1 protein-coding gene is annotated in these 424 nt (G+C 58.3%); it reads right to left on the reverse strand.

Annotated features, from left to right (window positions below; genetic code table 11):
• On the reverse strand, nucleotides 1-424 hold a 424-nt coding region (locus IAE39_RS29500; protein WP_201207963.1), incomplete at both ends, for an immunoglobulin-like domain-containing protein.

Genomic DNA, 424 nt, shown 5'->3' on the forward strand with positions numbered 1-424 from the left:
GTTGATCGGCAGACCATCTTTGTTGGTCAGCGTGATGGTGTAGGTGATCTCACCGCCTTCAGTGACCGAAGGGGTGGCAGTCAGTTTCGCCACGACCTCGTCGATGGTGTCGGTCACTTTGACCGAAGCCGGATCACCCAGCTGCAGGTTCTCGAACGCAGCGCCCGTGGCATCCACAGCCGACTTGATGCCCAGGCTGATTTCGCCGGCATCCTGATAAACGTCGTCACCTTGCGCGTCGTGGGTGTATGGCTCGCTCGAGGTCTGACCGGCTTTGATGGTCACGACTGCGTTGTTGCTCAGGGTTACGGTCAGGTCATGCGCCAGCACCGTGTTGATGTGTACGGTGAAGGTTGGTTTGACGTTCTCGGCAACCGAAACCTGGTCAGCCGTGATGGTGACCTTGACGATGTCGCCTTCGTTG

Origin of the sequence: Pseudomonas sp. S37 (assembly GCF_016658545.1) — a bacterium.
In the GTDB taxonomy this organism is placed as follows: domain Bacteria; phylum Pseudomonadota; class Gammaproteobacteria; order Pseudomonadales; family Pseudomonadaceae; genus Aquipseudomonas.